Below are 12,040 nucleotides of genomic sequence, written 5' to 3' on the forward strand. Positions count from 1 at the left end.
ATTGCTTAGTTGATGTTTATGACTATTTTTCACCGTGTTGTCATATTGCCGTTAACGGTTGCGTGACGATTAGAATAATTCATCAGAATTATAGTGAATTGATTTGCGTTTATGATGAATAGTTATGCCTGGTGGCGCCTTGCGGGGAAAGCGTTGATCTCTGTCATCGCGGGAAAAGCCGTTTCTTATTAGCATCGCGGCTTTGAACACAGAGAATCACCAAGATTATGCAGTTGCCGCAATTAGTCAATATGTTTGGCGCGGATCTCCAGCGCCGCCATGGCGAAAAGATCCATAAACTCACGCTGCATGGCGGATTCAGCTGCCCTAACCGCGACGGCACGTTGGGGCGCGGCGGCTGTACGTTTTGCAACGTCGCTTCATTCGCCGATGAGGCGATGCAGCGGCAAAGTATCGCCGAACAGCTGGCGCAGCAGGCCGCGCGGGTCGACCGGGCGCGGCGCTATCTGGCCTATTTTCAGGCCTATACCAGCACCTATGCGGAGGTCGAACTGCTGGCGTCGATGTATCGGCAGGCGTTGGCGCAGAGCGACATGGTCGGCCTGTGCGTCGGCACTCGCCCGGACTGCGTGCCGCCCGCCGCATTGGATCTGCTGACGGAGTATCGCGAAGAGGGTTATGAAGTGTGGCTGGAACTGGGGCTGCAGACGGCGCACGATAAAACGCTCAAACGCATCAACCGCGGCCATGATTTCCGCTGCTATCAGCAGACCGCGCAACGGGCTCGGCAGCGCGGGCTGAAGGTGTGCTGCCATCTGATCGTCGGGCTGCCGGGAGAAACCCAGCGCGATCATCTGCTCACGCTGCAGCGGGTGGTGGAGAGCGGCGTGGATGGCATCAAGCTGCATCCGCTGCACGTTGTTACCGGCAGCACCCTGGCCCGCGCGTGGCGCGCCGGGCGCTTGCCCGAACTGGCGCTGGAAGATTACGCCGTCAGCGCCGGGGAGATGATCCGCCACACGCCGGGCGAGGTGGTGTATCACCGCCTGTCCGCCAGCGCCCGTCGGCCTACGCTGCTGGCGCCGCTGTGGTGCGAAAACCGCTGGCGCGGCATGCAGGCGGTGGGCGCTTATCTGCAGCAATACGGCGGGCAGGGCAGCGCGCTGGATGCCGCCCTGCATTATTCACCGACGTTATAACTGCAGGTTGGCGCGCACCTCCACGCGGGCGCGCTGCAGATCGGCCTGCAGCTGCGGATTCGCCAGCAGTCGTGCGGCGAGCGCCGTCGCCGCCAACTTGCCGCCTTCAAGATCGCTCGGGTAGTGAACGCCGGCAATCACCCGGCTTTGCGCATTGCTTGCCGCCCGCTCAAACAGCGCGCTGCGTTTTTCTGGCACCATCTGCGCCAACAGGAGCGCCGTCAGGTAGCTGTCCATCGCGTGTCCGCTAGGGTAGGAATCGCCTTCCGGCGGCGGCAGCAGCGGTTTCACGCGGCTGTCGGCCTCATAGGGGCGCGGGCGGCCATAGAAGGCCTTGGCGGGCATCAGGCTTTGTTCAAAGTCCTGATAGACCCGGCGGAACAGGGCGGCGGTGAGCGGATGGCGATCGACGGTAAAGGTCGGGCCGAAGATCTCGCGGGCGAAGGGGAAGGCGGCGTCTTCCAGGTGGTCATCCCGCTTGGCTTTGGCGATTTGTTCCGCCGTGCGGTTAGCCTGAATGGCCAGCACTGCCTGCAGATCCGCCCGATTCTGCGGCGTATCCGTTGAAGGCGGCGGCGGCAACAGCGTGGCGATTTGCCGTTGCTCTGCACTCAGGTAGCCGGTCACGGCAGTGGCGGCCTTCAGGGGCAAAATAACGGTCAAAGACAGGACGAACAGGGTAGTACGATAGATGGTTAACATGGTCAATCCTCACGTCAGGGAAATGAGGAAGCCTGCCGGGCTGGCCACAACGCTGCTGCCGGTGAAAGTAAACCGCGGGATAACATCCTTTCCCTTACTTCAAGCCTCAGGGCTTCGCTATCCGTGTCTGCTAAAGCATGCGTCATGCACGGTGCATCATTAATATATTAACGGAAAGGCCTTCTCAAGCGGCTGAGGTGTGGGGTGCGTCACATAAAAAGTCTTTTAGTTACAAGTGATTAATCCCTAAGTATGAGCGGATTGATCAACGTGCTTTTCCACGGTGTCGACGGCAATGAACCGCCCGATGCACGCCAGACGCCGCTATTTTCCGTTAGCAGGACTTGACTCTCAGACACGGCGGAAAAATTTACGGTATGATTCAAAAGATTGTGTCTGATGGGAGCCGCTATGAAGCAAATCCGGGTGTTGGCCCAGTACTACGTTGATTTAATGGTGAAACTGGGGTTGGTGCGCTTCTCGCTGCTGCTGGCCTCGGCGCTGGTGGTGCTGGCGATGGTGGTGCAGATGGCGGTGACCATGCTGCTGCGCGGCGAAGTGGAAAGCATCGACGTGGTGCGTTCAATCTTCTTCGGCCTGTTGATCACCCCGTGGGCGGTCTACTTCCTCTCGGTGGTGGTGGAGCAGCTGGAGGAGTCGCGCCAACGGCTGGCGCGGCTGGTGGACAAGCTGGAAGAGATGCGCCACCGCGATCTGGAGCTCAATCAGCAGCTCAAAGACAATATCAGCCAGCTGAATCAGGAGATCGCCGATCGCATCAAGGCGGAAGAAGAGCGTCTGCAGGTGATGGAGAAGCTGACGGAAGAGATGGAACAGCGCGAGCTGGCGCAGATTGAGCTGGGCCAGCAGTCGGCGCTGCTGCGTTCCTTCCTCGACGCCTCGCCGGACCTGGTCTACTACCGCAACGAAGACAAAGAGTTCTCCGGCTGCAACCGCGCGATGGAGCTGCTGACCGGCAAGAGCGAGAAGCAGCTGATCGGCCTGACGCCGTTCGACGTCTACGGCCAGGAGATCGCCGAAAAGGTCATTGAGACCGACGAGAAGGTGTTCCGCCACAACGTCTCGCTGACCTACGAACAATGGCTGGTGTATCCCGACGGCCGCAAGGCCTGTTTCGAACTGCGCAAGGTGCCGTTTTACGACCGGGTGGGCAAACGCCACGGGCTGATGGGCTTCGGCCGCGATATTACCGAGCGTAAGCGCTACCAGGACGCGCTGGAGAACGCCAGCCGGGAGAAGACCACCTTTATCTCCACCATCAGCCACGAGCTGCGTACGCCGCTTAACGGCATCGTCGGCCTGAGCCGCATCCTGCTCGATACCGAGCTGAACGACGAGCAGCTGAAATACCTGAAGACCATTCACGTCAGCGCCATCACCCTCGGCAATATCTTCAACGACATTATCGAAATGGACAAGCTCGAGCGGCGCAAGGTGCAGCTCGACAACCAGCCGGTGGACTTCACCGGTTTCCTGGCGGATCTGGAGAATCTCTCCGGCCTGCTGGCGCAGCCGAAAGGGCTGCAGTTCATCATGGAGCCGCAAACGCCGCTGCCGCAGCAGATCGTGACCGACGGCACGCGCCTGCGGCAGATTTTGTGGAACCTGATCGGCAACGCGGTGAAATTTACCCAGCAGGGGCAAATCGTGGTGCGCGTGCGGCGCGAGGCGCAGGAGAAGCTGGTGTTCGAGGTGGAAGACTCGGGCATGGGCATCCCGCAGGACGAGCAGGACAAGATCTTCGCCATGTATTACCAGGTGAAAGATCAGCGCGGCGGCCGCCCGGCCACCGGCACCGGCATCGGGCTGGCGGTCTCCAAGCGGCTGGCGCAGAGCATGGGCGGCGACATCACCGTGCGTAGCGAACAGGGGCACGGTTCTTGCTTCACTCTGACCATCCAGGCGCCGGCGGTGCAGGAAGCCGTCAGCGCGGCGCCGGAGGAAGAGGAGCTGCCGTTGCCGGCGCTGCACATCCTGCTGGTGGAGGATATCGAACTGAACGTGATCGTGGCGCGCTCGGTGCTGGAGAAGCTGGGCAACAGCGTCGAAGTGGCGATGAACGGCCACGATGCGCTGGCGATGTTCGATCCGGACGAGTTCGATCTGGTGCTGCTGGATATTCAACTGCCGGACATGACCGGGCTGGACATCGCCCGGGCGCTGCGTGAGCGCTACGCCGGGCAGGCGCTGCCGCCGCTGGTTGCGCTGACCGCCAACGTGCTGAAAGACAAAAAAGAGTACCTCGAGGCGGGCATGGACGATGTGCTGAGCAAGCCGCTGTCGGTGCCGGCGCTGACCCAGGTCATCAAACACTATTGGGATCATCAACCTTCTCACACTTCAAAGAAAACGGAGCACAAGGCGATGCAGATTAATGAGTCGTTACTCGATACCGCGATGCTGGAACAGTACATGGATCTGGTTGGCCCGCAGCTGATCCACCAAAGCCTGGAGATGTTCGAACAGATGATGCCGGGCTATCTGGCGGTGCTGGACTCCAACATGACGGCGCGCGATCAGAAAGGCATCACCGAGGAAGGGCACAAGATCAAGGGCGCCGCCGGTTCGGTCGGTCTGCGTCACCTGCAGCAGCTGGCGCAGCAGATTCAAACGCCGACGCTGCCGGCCTGGTGGGATAACGTGCAGGACTGGGTGGATGAGTTGAAGCAAGAGTGGCGCAACGACGTGCAGGTACTGCGGGCTTGGGTAGAGAACGCTGAAAAAAAATGACCCCGACCTAAGCCGGGGTGCGCGAATATTGCGCCAACACCAGGGAAATTGTGAACCTGCGTATTGGTTTCAGTGTTCTGGTCGAGCAGGTTGTAGCGAATTCCTAAACATCATACAGCCAACAACATAGCAAATGTAAGCGCTCTTGTTAGAAGATTCATTAAAATGTGTGATGTAGATTAGTGTTTGTCAACTCCGAGCACGAACCAGTTGACAGCAGCGACAGGAGTAAGAGTGATGAAAAAGGTGGGTGTAGTCCTCAGCGGCAGCGGCGTTTATGACGGTACGGAGATCCATGAAGCGGTGCTGACGCTGCTGGCGTTGGATCGTGCCGGCGCGCAGGCGGTGTGCTTTGCGCCTGATAAACCACAACGCCATGTTATTAATCACTTATCGGGTGATGAGATGGCGGAGACGCGCAATGTCCTGATTGAGTCGGCGCGAATTGCCCGCGGCGCGGTGCAGCCGCTGGCGCTGGCGGAGGCCGCGCAGCTGGATGCGCTGATCGTGCCCGGCGGCTTTGGCACCGCCAAGAACCTCAGCAACTTCGCCGAAGCCGGCGCGGAATGTTGGGTCGATGAAGATTTGGCGCGCCTGACGCGCGAGATGCATAAGGCCAACAAACCAATTGGCCTGATGTGCATCGCGCCGGCGCTGTTGCCGAAACTGCTGGATCAACAAGCGCGGCTGACCATTGGCAACGATCCGGACCTGGGAGAAGTGATTGACGCCATGGGCGGCGAACCGGTGATTTGCCCGGTGGACGACATCGTGGTGGACAGCGATCACAAGATCGTGACCACGCCGGCCTATATGCTGGCGCCGTCGATCGCGCAGGCGGCTCTCGGCATCGATAAGCTGGTGGCGCGGGTGCTGGAACTGGCTGAATGAGAAAATCGCTCGGCGGATGGCGGCGGCTGCGCCCGTGGTATTGGCTGAAGCGCGGCGTCATTGCGATCCTCGGCCTGTGGGCGTTGGGCATTGTGCTCTTCGCCTTCCTGCCGGTGCCGTTTTCCGCCGTGATGGTGGAGAGGCAAGTCAGCGCCTGGCTGAGCGGCGACTTCGGCTACGTCGCCCATTCGGACTGGGTGTCGATGGACGACATCTCGCCGCAAATGGCGCTGGCGGTGATGGCGGCGGAGGATCAGAAGTTTCCAGACCATTGGGGCTTCGACGTGGCGGCTATTGAAAAGGCGCTCAGCCACAACGAGAAGCGCCCGACGCGCATCCGCGGTGCGTCCACGCTGTCGCAGCAAACCGCCAAGAACCTGTTTCTGTGGGATGGCCGCAGCTGGCTGCGCAAAGGGCTGGAGGCCGGATTGACGTCGGGCATCGAGCTGGTGTGGACCAAACGGCGCATTCTGACGGTGTATCTGAACATCGTCGAGTTCGGAGACGGGGTATTCGGCGTGGAGGAGGCTTCACAGCGCTTTTTCCATAAGCCGGCTAAACGTCTGAGCGCGGCCGAGGCGGCGCTGCTGGCGGCGGTATTGCCGAATCCACATCGTTTCAGGGCCGATGCGCCGTCCGGCTATGTGGTGCAGCGTCAACAGTGGATCATGCGCCAGATGCGGCAACTGGGCGGGGAAGCGTTTTTACGCGAGAACTCGCTGGATTAAACGGGCGGGAACGGCAGGGCGCCGTTCCCGCCAAGCGGATTATTTCACATAGGTAAAGGCGGTGGTGACGTGCTTCACGCCGCTGACCTGGCTGGCTATCTGCGCCGCCGACTGCCCTTCCTGCTGTGTGACCAGGCCCAGCAAGAACACTTCGCCGTTTTCGGTAGTGACCTTCACGTTGGACGATTTCACCGTATCGCTGGTCAACAGCTGCGAACGCACCTTGGTGGTGATCCAGGTGTCGGAGGACGCGGTGCTCAGGCTGACCGGCGTGCCCTGACGGATTTCGTTATACACTTCGCTCGTGCCTTCCACGCCCATGGCGATCTGCTTGGCGCGCGCGGTGAGCTCGACGTTAGGCGACTGGCCGGTCAACAGCACCTTGCCCTGATAGGCGGTGGCGACCACCCGGGCATCTTTCTTCAACTGCTGGTCTTTGCTCAGGGCGTTTTCGACCCTGGCTTCCAGCGTGCCGTCATCCACCTGGGTCCCGACGCTGCGCGGGTCGGTGGCGGTTTTGGTGGCGACGGCCGCACTGCCGACGACGACGCCGGCGATACAGCCTTGCAACAGCAGGGCGCTGGACAGCACTGCAAATGTGGCTTTTAGCTTCATCTCAGTTCCTTAATCGTCCTGGTGGGGGAATAACGTGTTGTCTATCAGGTCGCACAGGCAGTTTACGGTCAGCATATGCATTTCCTGAATGCGTGAGCTGCGGTGCGACGGGATGCGGATCTCGACGTCCTGCTGGCCGAGCAGCCCGGCCAGCTCGCCGCCGTCGTAGCCGGTGAGCGCGACGATGGTCATATCGCGCGTGACGGCCGCCTCGACCGCTTTCACAATATCACGGCTGTTGCCGCGGGTGGAAATCGCCAGCAGCACGTCGCCGGTGTGCCCGAGCGCGCGCACCTGCTTGGCGTACACTTCGTCGTGCAGCCGATCGTTGCTGATCGCCGTCAGCACCACGTTGTCGGCGTTGAGGGCGATGGCCGGCAGGCTGGGGCGCTCGGTTTCAAAACGGTTGATCATGCTGGCGGCGAAGTGCTGCGCGTTGGCCGCCGAGGTGCCGTTGCCGCAGCACAGGATTTTGTTGCCGTTGAGTAAGGATTGAACCAGCGTCATTGCAGCGCGGGAAATGGCGTCCGGCAATGCTTCCGCCGCCGCGATCTGGGTTTGGATGCTTTCGGTAAAACAGACTTTAATTCTATCCAGCACGTTGTATTAATCCACTAAGTCAAAGGGCCGGTCTGCGCCGCAAAACCCCGATTAATCCGCATTGAAGGCGTTGGGTATCCATTCTAACTGGCTACCGGTAATGGCCAAAACATCAAAACGGCAAGATGATGTGTCAAAACTGGCTCCGCGCCCCGCCAGCCAGACGGCGGCGGCGTGCAGCAACCGCCGTTGTTTGCGAAAGGTGACGCTGGCGGCCGCGCCGCCGAAGGCGTCGTTGCGGCGGTAGCGCACTTCGACGAATACCCAGGTAGCGCCGTCGCGCATGATGAGGTCGAGCTCACCGCCGCGCACCGCGACGTTGGCGGCGCAGAAGGTGAGCCCGGCGTGTTCCAGGTGACGGCGGGCCAGTAACTCATAGCCCGCCCCTGAGGCGCGTGGGTTCAAGAGACCGGAACGACCGTGCCCTGACGGTATTGCAGCCAAGGCAGTTTACGGTTGATCACGCAGTTCGGCGACGCGCTCAGCATACCGGTGGTGCCGGAAACCTGGAAGCCCGGCAGCTGGCGCATTTCAGCAAAGTGGTTGGCCAATGTCCAGGCATCCATCCCCATCGCATACAGGCGCACCAACGAGTAGTCGTTGCGGAAGCGCGCGCTGGCCTGCTGCAACAGCTGAGGGTTTGAACCGGCCAGCAGCGGGATATCGCTGAACTGCAGGCCTTCCATTTCCAGACGGAAGTCCGGGCCGGCGCCGGCCTGGTAGCTGCGCGAGCTGGCGTACATCGCCGGCTTGCCGCGCGAGCTGGTGGCCATGTCGATCATCGGTTTGATCAGCGTCAGCTGAGACTGTGTGGCGACGATATACACCGCGTCGACGCCGCCGGTTGCGGCGGGCACGTCGCTCGGCGGCGCCGGAATGGTCAGCCCGGCGATGGTCACGCTCTGCGGCGCCGGGGCGCTCGACATCGGCGTGCCGGTCATGCGGATGCCGCCGCTGTTCACCATCTGGCGCAGCTCGCCGGCGGAGCCGATGTCCTGACGCAGCACGGTTTGCCCGCCTTGCTTCTGCCATTCCTGGTTAAAGGCCTTGGCGACGCGATCGCCGAAGGCGCCGCGCGGCACCAGCAGCAGCGGTTGACGCTTCTGCTGTTCCCAGATGTGGCGAGCGGCGTCGCGCGCTTCATCTTCCGGCGACAGGGCGAAGTAACAGATGTTCAGGTTGTCCTTCGGCGTTTCCGGCTGGTTGAGCGCCAGCACGTTCAGCGTAGTGGTGCTGGCGGACAGCTGATCGACGTTCTCTTTCAGCAGCGGCCCGACCACCAGGGTGGCGCCATCCTGCTGCGCCTGGCTCAGCAAGGCGGCCAGCGGCTGGCTGGTGGTGTCGTACACTTTGACCTGCGCGTTGGCGGCCTGCGGCGGCGTTATCGGCGCGCTGGACGGCGCAGCGGGTTGTGCGGCGGTCACGGCAGGCTGGCTCTCTTGCGCCGAAGGGCTGACCGCGCCGTTGGCGTTGATGTCACCCGTGGCGACCTGATCGGCCGGCGCCGTTTGGGCCGGCGCGCTGGCCGGTGGCGCGGCTTGAGGCTGCGGTGCCGGCATGGAACCGCCGTTTTTCGCCGCTTCGAAGCCTTGCTGGATGGCGTCGGCGAACACTTTCGCCTGGCCGTTCAACGGCAGCAGCAGGGCGATTTTCGAGGTGGAGGCCTGGGTGAAGTTCAGCACCTGGTTCAGGCGAGCCGGCAGCGTTTTGGCCGCCGGGTTCTTCGGATAACGGTTCTGCCAGTCTTTGATGCCGGCCTTCAGCAGATCGGGATCCTGCTTGTTGTCCTGATAGACGCGCAGCAGATCCAGCCAGCCTTGCAGCACGTTCTCGTCGGCGTTGATCACCAGGCTGTTCATCTCCTGCGGCGTCAGCTGCAGCAGCGCCTGCCAGGTCTGATCCAGGTTGTCCTGATGCGGTTTGCCGGTCAGCAACGGCTCCTGGGCGATATAGGCGCGGATCAACGGCAGCGACGCTTTGCCCTGATTGGCGGCGATCTGCGCCTGGTAGTAGCGCACCTTCTGATTCGGCGACAGCGAACCGCTGTCCAGGTGGCCCAGCGTGCTGCGGGCGCTGACGTAGCTCTTGTTGGCGATCTGCAGTTCGGCGGTCAGCAACTGGCGTTCAGTCTGCTGCGCGCCGCTGAGGTTTTTCGGCAGCTGATTCAACTGGTCGCCGGCCTGCGGCAGTTTTCCTTCACGCAGCAAGGCGCGAATAGCAAGTAATTGCCAGTCAGCCTTGTTATCATCGCTGCTTTGCTGCAACTGCTGCAGGTAGTAATCGGAGCTGGCGCTCGCTTCGTCCTGTATATTGGCGGGCGGCGTTTGCGGGGCCCGACTTGGACAGCCTGCCAAGAAAAGGGCGGCCGCGATGACTGCGGTAAGTCGGACAGGCTTGGAACGCCCTGCTTTGGTACGAACGAATGTTGAGGAAAGCATACTGTATCCAGTGATGTTTTTTTCAAGATGCTCAATATTAAATCGGCAACCCGGATGAAACAATGAATCAACACCAACAATCAGTCATTTCTGCATCAACGCTGTATGTGGTGCCCACCCCCATCGGCAATCTGGGCGATATCACCCACCGTGCGTTAGAGGTACTGAAAAGCGTTGATCTGATCGCGGCGGAAGACACGCGCCATACCGGATTGCTGCTGCAACACTTCGCGATCAACGCGCGTCTGTTCGCGCTGCATGACCACAACGAACAGCAAAAGGCCGATCAACTGCTGGCGAAACTGCAGGAGGGCCAGAGCATCGCGCTGGTGTCCGACGCCGGCACGCCGCTGATCAACGATCCCGGTTATCACCTGGTGCGCCGCTGCCGCGAGGCCGGCATTCGCGTGGTGCCGCTGCCGGGCGCCTGCGCCGCCACCACCGCGCTGTGCGCCGCGGGCGTCGCTTCCGACCGTTTCTGCTACGAGGGCTTCCTGCCGGCGAAAACCAAGGGGCGCAAGGATACGCTGATGGCGCTGGCGGAGGAACCGCGCACGCTGATTTTCTACGAATCTACTCACCGCCTGCTGGAAAGCCTGCAGGACATGGTCACCGTCTGGGGGCCGCAGCGCTATGTGGTGCTGGCGCGCGAGCTGACCAAAACCTGGGAATCCATCCACGGCGCGCCGGTGGGCGAGCTGCTGGCGTGGGTGCAGGAAGATGAAGTGCGCCGCCGCGGCGAGATGGTGCTGATCGTCGAAGGCCACAAGGCGCAGGAGGATGCGCTGCCGCTTGAGGCGCTGCGCACGCTGGCGCTGCTGCAAAAAGAGCTGCCGCTGAAAAAGGCGGCGGCGCTGGCGGCGGAAATCCACGGCGTGAAGAAAAATGCGCTGTATAAGCACGCGCTGGAGCAACAACAGCCGTAAAGCGGTTGACCTGCCGCCGCCGCGACGCTACTATCCGCGCCGGAGTTGACCAGACAGTCGCCGCTTCATTGCCGTCCTCTTCGGGGAGACAGATGGAGGGGAGGAAAGTCCGGGCTCCATAGGGCAGGGTGCCAGGTAACGCCTGGGAGGCGCAAGCCTACGACTAGTGCAACAGAGAGCAAACCGCCGATGGCCCGCGCAAGCGGGATCAGGTAAGGGTGAAAGGGTGCGGTAAGAGCGCACCGCGCGGCTGGCAACAGTTCGTGGCACGGTAAACTCCACCCGGAGCAAGGCCAAATAGGGGTTCACATGGTACGGCCCGTACTGAACCCGGGTAGGCTGCTTGAGCCAGTGAGCGATTGCTGGCCTAGAGGAATGACTGTCCACGACAGAACCCGGCTTACCGGTCAACTCCCTCGACAAAAGAAAACCCCGCGCAACGCCAGTTGCGCGGGGTTTTTCGTTTTCCGGCCGGCTTACATTGGCAGGTCAATCAACAGTGCGCGCAGCGGCGTCTCGGCGCGGATCGTCAGGCGATTCTCCTCGCGCACGAAGGCGCCGTCGCCGCAGGTCAGGCGTTGTTCTTCGTGGCGCTCGCCGGTGGCGGCGATGGTGCCGTGAATCGACTGCAAATAGGCGCGCGGCCCGTTAATCGTCAGCGTTTGTTCTTCGCCCGGCTGCAGATCGAGATGGTGGATCCAAACCTGCTGGCGCAGCTGCAGGCTACCCTGCGCGCCGTCCGGCGAGGCCAGCAGCAGGTTGCCCGCCGCCGGCAGCGTCAGGCGCTGCACCCGCTCGTTGTTGCGTTCCGGGCAGGCGTCCAGCCACAGCTGCAGGCGAGTCAGCGGCGTATCGCTGCTGACGTTCTGTTCGCTGTAGCTCAGGCTCGGCTGGGTGGCCAGCAGCAGCGCTTCACCGGCTTTGGCGCGCGCGGTGTTGCCGTCGCTGTCGCGGTATTCCGCCTCGCCCTGCAGGATCAGGTTCAGGATATCCACGCTGGGATAGGTGCGCGGCTGGAACGACGCGCCCGGCGCCAGCACCTCCTGATTCAGCACCCGCAGCGACGCGTAGCCCATCAGTTTGGGATCGAAGTAGTGACCAAAGGAAAAGGTGTAGCGAGCCTGCAGCCAACCAAAGTCAGCTTGCCCGCATTGTTGTGCTGTTCTGCATGTGATCATGGCAATCGGCTCTCTAAATTCATTATCCAAATGGTAAGCATCTGGACGTCG

At 61.6% G+C, this 12,040-nt stretch carries 11 protein-coding genes and 1 other RNA gene; 6 read left to right on the forward strand and 6 right to left on the reverse strand.

Annotation, left to right across the window (positions count from 1 at the left end; genetic code table 11):
• Window positions 1-227: 227 nt before the first annotated feature.
• A complete protein-coding gene (locus ACJ8IM_RS14310; RefSeq protein ID WP_033636120.1) occupies window positions 228-1,160 on the forward strand; it encodes a TIGR01212 family radical SAM protein in 933 nt (310 codons plus the stop codon).
• Here the strand turns inward: ACJ8IM_RS14310 and ACJ8IM_RS14315 are convergent.
• Complete coding sequence (locus ACJ8IM_RS14315; protein ID WP_033649004.1) at window positions 1,155-1,862, reverse strand: acid phosphatase; 708 nt, start codon at window positions 1,860-1,862, stop codon at window positions 1,155-1,157. The two genes, ACJ8IM_RS14310 and ACJ8IM_RS14315, sit on opposite strands and share 6 nt — an antisense overlap.
• Window positions 1,863-2,273: 411 nt before the next feature.
• Between ACJ8IM_RS14315 and arcB the strand changes: the two genes are divergently transcribed.
• The 3 genes from arcB (at window position 2,274) to mtgA (ending at window position 6,232) form a co-directional block, all read left to right on the forward strand.
• Window positions 2,274-4,613, forward strand: a complete 2,340-nt coding sequence (arcB, locus tag ACJ8IM_RS14320) for an aerobic respiration two-component sensor histidine kinase ArcB (RefSeq protein WP_033649005.1) — start codon at window positions 2,274-2,276, stop codon at window positions 4,611-4,613.
• A 237-nt stretch (window positions 4,614-4,850) separates the two neighbouring features.
• Complete coding sequence (gene elbB / locus ACJ8IM_RS14325; protein ID WP_033654800.1) at window positions 4,851-5,504, forward strand: isoprenoid biosynthesis glyoxalase ElbB; 654 nt, start codon at window positions 4,851-4,853, stop codon at window positions 5,502-5,504.
• On the forward strand, window positions 5,501-6,232 hold the full coding sequence (gene mtgA / locus ACJ8IM_RS14330; RefSeq protein ID WP_033636115.1) for a monofunctional biosynthetic peptidoglycan transglycosylase: 732 nt from the start codon (window positions 5,501-5,503) through the stop codon (window positions 6,230-6,232). The genes elbB and mtgA overlap by 4 nt, the downstream gene beginning before the upstream one ends.
• 39 nt (window positions 6,233-6,271) lie before the next feature.
• Here the strand turns inward: mtgA and dolP are convergent, their stop codons facing one another.
• From dolP to ACJ8IM_RS14350, 4 genes are read right to left on the reverse strand one after another with little or no spacing between them, the layout of a single operon-like run.
• Window positions 6,272-6,847, reverse strand: coding sequence for a division/outer membrane stress-associated lipid-binding lipoprotein (gene dolP, locus ACJ8IM_RS14335; RefSeq protein WP_033654799.1), 576 nt, complete (start codon window positions 6,845-6,847; stop codon window positions 6,272-6,274).
• A 9-nt stretch (window positions 6,848-6,856) separates the two neighbouring features.
• Window positions 6,857-7,447, reverse strand: coding sequence for a DnaA initiator-associating protein DiaA (diaA, locus tag ACJ8IM_RS14340; RefSeq protein WP_004937103.1), 591 nt, complete (start codon window positions 7,445-7,447; stop codon window positions 6,857-6,859).
• A gap of 51 nt (window positions 7,448-7,498) precedes the next feature.
• Window positions 7,499-7,852 (reverse strand): YraN family protein, encoded by a 354-nt coding sequence (locus ACJ8IM_RS14345; RefSeq protein WP_086556960.1) that lies wholly within the window; start codon window positions 7,850-7,852, stop codon window positions 7,499-7,501.
• Entirely contained in the window at window positions 7,849-9,885 is a 2,037-nt protein-coding gene (locus tag ACJ8IM_RS14350) for a penicillin-binding protein activator (protein WP_033654798.1), read from the reverse strand. The genes ACJ8IM_RS14345 and ACJ8IM_RS14350 overlap by 4 nt, the downstream gene beginning before the upstream one ends.
• A 62-nt stretch (window positions 9,886-9,947) precedes the next feature.
• Here ACJ8IM_RS14350 and rsmI point away from each other — a divergent pair, with 62 nt between their 5' ends.
• Together rsmI and rnpB are read left to right on the forward strand one after the other, a co-directional pair.
• Entirely contained in the window at window positions 9,948-10,811 is an 864-nt protein-coding gene (gene rsmI / locus ACJ8IM_RS14355) for a 16S rRNA (cytidine(1402)-2'-O)-methyltransferase (RefSeq protein WP_004937108.1), read from the forward strand.
• Between the two features lie 41 nt (window positions 10,812-10,852).
• Window positions 10,853-11,230, forward strand: an RNA gene (rnpB, locus tag ACJ8IM_RS14360) — RNase P RNA component class A.
• Between the two features lie 57 nt (window positions 11,231-11,287).
• On the opposite strand, the gene ACJ8IM_RS14365 is transcribed toward rnpB, so the two are convergent.
• Complete coding sequence (locus tag ACJ8IM_RS14365) at window positions 11,288-11,989, reverse strand: pirin family protein (protein ID WP_033654797.1); 702 nt, start codon at window positions 11,987-11,989, stop codon at window positions 11,288-11,290.
• Window positions 11,990-12,040: the final 51 nt, after the last annotated feature.

This window comes from Serratia sp. CY33525, from assembly GCF_052169115.1.
Taxonomy (GTDB): domain Bacteria; phylum Pseudomonadota; class Gammaproteobacteria; order Enterobacterales; family Enterobacteriaceae; genus Serratia; species Serratia sarumanii.

Coding starts and splice junctions, on each gene's coding strand:
- ACJ8IM_RS14310 (WP_033636120.1), top strand. CDS start 228: ATGCAGTTGCCGCAATTAGTCAATATGTTTGGCGCGGATCTCCAGCGC.
- ACJ8IM_RS14315 (WP_033649004.1), bottom strand. CDS start 1,862: ATGTTAACCATCTATCGTACTACCCTGTTCGTCCTGTCTTTGACCGTT.
- arcB (WP_033649005.1), top strand. CDS start 2,274: ATGAAGCAAATCCGGGTGTTGGCCCAGTACTACGTTGATTTAATGGTG.
- elbB (WP_033654800.1), top strand. CDS start 4,851: ATGAAAAAGGTGGGTGTAGTCCTCAGCGGCAGCGGCGTTTATGACGGT.
- mtgA (WP_033636115.1), top strand. CDS start 5,501: ATGAGAAAATCGCTCGGCGGATGGCGGCGGCTGCGCCCGTGGTATTGG.
- dolP (WP_033654799.1), bottom strand. CDS start 6,847: ATGAAGCTAAAAGCCACATTTGCAGTGCTGTCCAGCGCCCTGCTGTTG.
- ACJ8IM_RS14350 (WP_033654798.1), bottom strand. CDS start 9,885: ATGCTTTCCTCAACATTCGTTCGTACCAAAGCAGGGCGTTCCAAGCCT.
- rsmI (WP_004937108.1), top strand. CDS start 9,948: ATGAATCAACACCAACAATCAGTCATTTCTGCATCAACGCTGTATGTG.
- ACJ8IM_RS14365 (WP_033654797.1), bottom strand. CDS start 11,989: ATGATCACATGCAGAACAGCACAACAATGCGGGCAAGCTGACTTTGGT.